Annotated in this window: 4 protein-coding genes; 3 read left to right on the forward strand and 1 reads right to left on the reverse strand. The window is 74.9% G+C overall.

Annotated features, from left to right (window positions below):
- The 3 genes from LLG88_00740 to LLG88_00750 form a co-directional block, all read left to right on the forward strand.
- On the forward strand, window positions 1–490 hold a 490-nt coding region (locus tag LLG88_00740), incomplete at its 5' end, for an MFS transporter (GenBank protein ID MCE5245437.1).
- Complete coding sequence (gene ggt, locus LLG88_00745) at window positions 487–2190, forward strand: gamma-glutamyltransferase (protein ID MCE5245438.1); 1704 nt, start codon at window positions 487–489, stop codon at window positions 2188–2190. The genes LLG88_00740 and ggt, both read left to right, overlap by 4 nt.
- Window positions 2191–2206: 16 nt before the next feature.
- Entirely contained in the window at window positions 2207–3148 is a 942-nt protein-coding gene (locus tag LLG88_00750; protein MCE5245439.1) for a glycosyltransferase, read from the forward strand.
- 85 nt (window positions 3149–3233) lie between these two features.
- Here the strand turns inward: LLG88_00750 and LLG88_00755 are convergent.
- Window positions 3234–3389, reverse strand: a 156-nt coding sequence (locus LLG88_00755; protein MCE5245440.1) for a GDP-L-fucose synthase, incomplete at its 5' end; no start/stop codon positions are given.

The following is a 3389-nucleotide window of genomic DNA, read 5'->3' on the forward strand; positions in this document are numbered from 1 at the left end:
CGAGTCCCGCTTCGCGCTGACGGCGCACGAGACCGGCTGGATCTTCCTCTTCGTCGGCGTCGTCGGCGCCGTCGTGCAGGGCGGGCTCGTCGGCCGACTGACCAAGGTCTTCGGCGAGGCGCGGCTCGTCGTCGCCGGCGCGGCGCTCGCCTGCCTCGCGCTCGGCTTCCTGCCCTACCTCGGCGCCGTCGCGCTCGTGCGCGGCGCCCTCGGCGTCATGGCGGTCGGCACCGGGCTGCTCAACCCCTCGCTCTCCTCGCTCGCCTCGCGCGTCGTCGATCCGGACGAGGTCGGCGGCGTGATGGGGATCTACCAGTCGATGGGCAGCCTCGCGCGGATCGGCGGCCCGCTGCTGGGCGTGGTCAGTTTCCGCGACCTCGGCCAGGCGTGGCCGTTCCGCTTCGGCTCGCTGATGATGCTCGGCGCGGCGGCGCTGGCCGCCGTCCTGCTCGCGCGGCTGCGCGCCCGCGCCCCGGAGGCGCAACGATGATCTCTTTCCGCAGCGCCGTCGTTCTCCTCGCCGCCGCCGCGGCCGCGGCGCCTTATGCTCGCGCCGTGGACCGCACCGAAGGGCAGCCGTTCGCCACCCGCTCCGTCGTCTACGCGCGGCACGGCGTCGCCGCGAGCGCCCAGCCCCTCGCCTCGCGCATCGGCGTCGCCGTGCTGGAGCGCGGCGGCACGGCGGTGGACGCGGCGATCGCGGTCAACGCCGCGCTCGCCGTCCTCGAGCCGGTCTCCTGCGGGCTCGGCGGGGACCTCTTCGCGATCGTGCGCGACCCGAAGACCGGCGAACTCGTCGGCCTCGACGCGTCGGGCCGCAGCCCGCTGGCGCTGACCCCGGACAAGATCCGCGCGAACCCCGACGGCACGATCCCGCTCTACAGCCCCTACTCCTGGACGGTGCCCGGCGCGGCGGACGGCTGGTTCGAGCTCCACCGCCGCTTCGGCCGGCTGCCGATGAAGGAGCTGCTCGCCCCGGCGATCCGCCTCGCCGAGGAAGGCGCTCCCGTGCCGCAGGTCATCGCCGGCGCGTGGGCCCGCTCGGAGCGCGTCTTCCGCGACAAGCCCGGATTCGCGGAGGTGTTTCTCCCCGGCGGACGCGCGCCGCGCGAAGGAGAGGTCTTCCGCAACCCGGCCCTCGCGCGCACGCTGCGGCTGCTCGCCGAGAAGGGGCGCGACGCCTACTACGACGGCCCGATCGCCGCGGCGATCGTCGCCTTCTCGCGCAAGGTCGGCGGCTTCTTCTCCCCCGAGGACTTCCGCCGCCACCATTCCGATTGGACGACGCCGATCAAGACGACCTACCGCGGCGCCGAGGTCTACGAGCTGCCGCCGAGCGGCCAAGGGCTGGCGACGCTGGAGATGCTCAACATCCTCGAAACGTTCGACCTCGCGGGGATGGGCCGGTCCTCGGCCGACTTCTGGCACGTCTTCGTCGAGGCGAAGAAGCTCGCCTTCGCCGACCGCGCGCGCTACTACGCCGACCCGGCCTTCGCCGCGACGCCGATCGCGACGCTGCTCGACAAGGAGTACGCCAAGCGGCGCGCGGCGCTGATCGACATGAAGCGCGCCGCGCTCGTCGAGCCGCCGCCCGACGCCGCGCTCGGCCACGGCGACACGACCTACCTCGCGACGGCCGACGCCGAGGGGATGGTCGTCTCGCTGATCCAGAGCAACTACACCGGCTTCGGCTCGGGCTACGTCGTGCCGGAGCTCGGCTTCGGCCTGCAGGACCGCGGCGGCCAGTTCGCGCTCGCCGCGAAGCACCCCAACGTGCAGGCCCCGGGCAAGCGGCCGTTCCACACGATCATCCCCGGCTTCCTCGCCCGCGGCGCGACGGTCTGCGCCTTCGGCGTGATGGGCGGGGCGACGCAGCCCCAAGGGCAGGCGCAGATCGTGGTCAACCTCGTCGACTTCGACATGAACATCCAGGAGGCGGGGGACGCGCCGCGATTCGTGCACGAAGGCTCGTCCGAGCCGACCGGAACTTCGATGAAGGACGGCGGGAACCTCGGGCTGGAGAGCGGCGTTGATGAAGGTGCGCGGCGCGGACTCGCGGCGCGCGGCCACCGGATCGTTCCGATGCCGGGGAACTTCGGCGGCTACCAGGCGGTCTGCCGCGACCTCGCGACGGGCGTCTTGTCGGGCGCTTCGGAATCGCGCAAGGACGGCGCCGCGATCGGCTACTGAACGGGGACAACAGCGCATGACGCTCGACACGTCGATCAGCGTCGTCCTCCCCACCTTCCGCGCGGCCGCGCACCTGCTCTGCTGCGCGCGGTCCCTCCTCCGCGAGGCCGACCCCGCCGGCCTCGAGGTCTGCATCTACGGCGACGGCGGCGGCGAGGCGTCGCGGGAGGCGATCGCGCTGGCCGCGGCGTCCCTCCGCGCCGCCGGGATCGCCGTCGCCGCGGTCTACGACCCGGTCAACCGCGGCAACACCCGCGCCGTCAACGCCGCCGCGGCGCTCGCCTCCGGCGCGTGGCTGCTCTTCGCCAACGACGACATGGCCTTCCCGCGCGGCTGGCGGGAACGGGTCGTCCCGCTGCTCCGCCCCGGCCGCGTCCTCTCGCTCACCTGCGCCGAGCCGCCGGGCGGCGGGCGCCCGCCGGCGTCCTGCTTCGTGCCGCGCGACCTCGGGCTCGACCCGGAACGGCTGGACCTCGCGGCGCTCGACGAGCTCGACGCCGCCCTCGCCGCGCCGACGCTCGAGGAGGGCGCGAACTACCCGTTCCTCGTCGAGCGTTCGCTGTTCCGCGCCGTCGGCGGGGCCGACGAGCGGTTCGCCGCCGGGCCGTACCACGACCCCGATCTCTTCCTGCGCCTCAAGCTCGACGGCGCGGAGCTGGTCCGCACCCGCGCCGCGCTGCTCTACCACTTCTCGGGGATCAGCCTGCGGTTCGGGGAGGGCGGGCGGCGCCGTTCGGCGTGCCCGGACTGGGTGCGCTCCGAGAACCGGGCCCGTCTCGAGTTCATCCGCAAGTGGGGGGCGAAGCCGCACGCGCCGTTCGGCCGCGTGCCGGCGACGCGCGCCGACGCGCCGTGGGACGCCAGGCCGCGGCGGTTGCCGGAGCGCGCGCGCCGCGCGGCGATCCTCGCCGTCGAGCGGCTCCGCGCCGCGCTCCGCGAGGCGCGCCACGCGCGTTGACGCGGGCGCGGCCGGCGCCGCGCTCGACGAACACCCGGCCCGCGCCTCGGCGGGCGAGCGGCGCCGCGCTCGACGAGCCCGCGGCTCAGCGGGCGAGCGACTCGACGTACCAGGCGTAGGTCTCGGCGATCCCCCGCTCGAGCGGGATCCGCGGCGCCCAGCCGAGCGCCTTGAGCCGCGAGACGTCGAGCAGCTTGCGCGGCGTGCCGTCCGGCTTCGTCGCGTCGAAGCGCAGCTCCCC

Source organism: bacterium (assembly GCA_021372775.1).
Lineage (GTDB): Bacteria > Acidobacteriota > Polarisedimenticolia > J045 > J045 > JAJFTU01.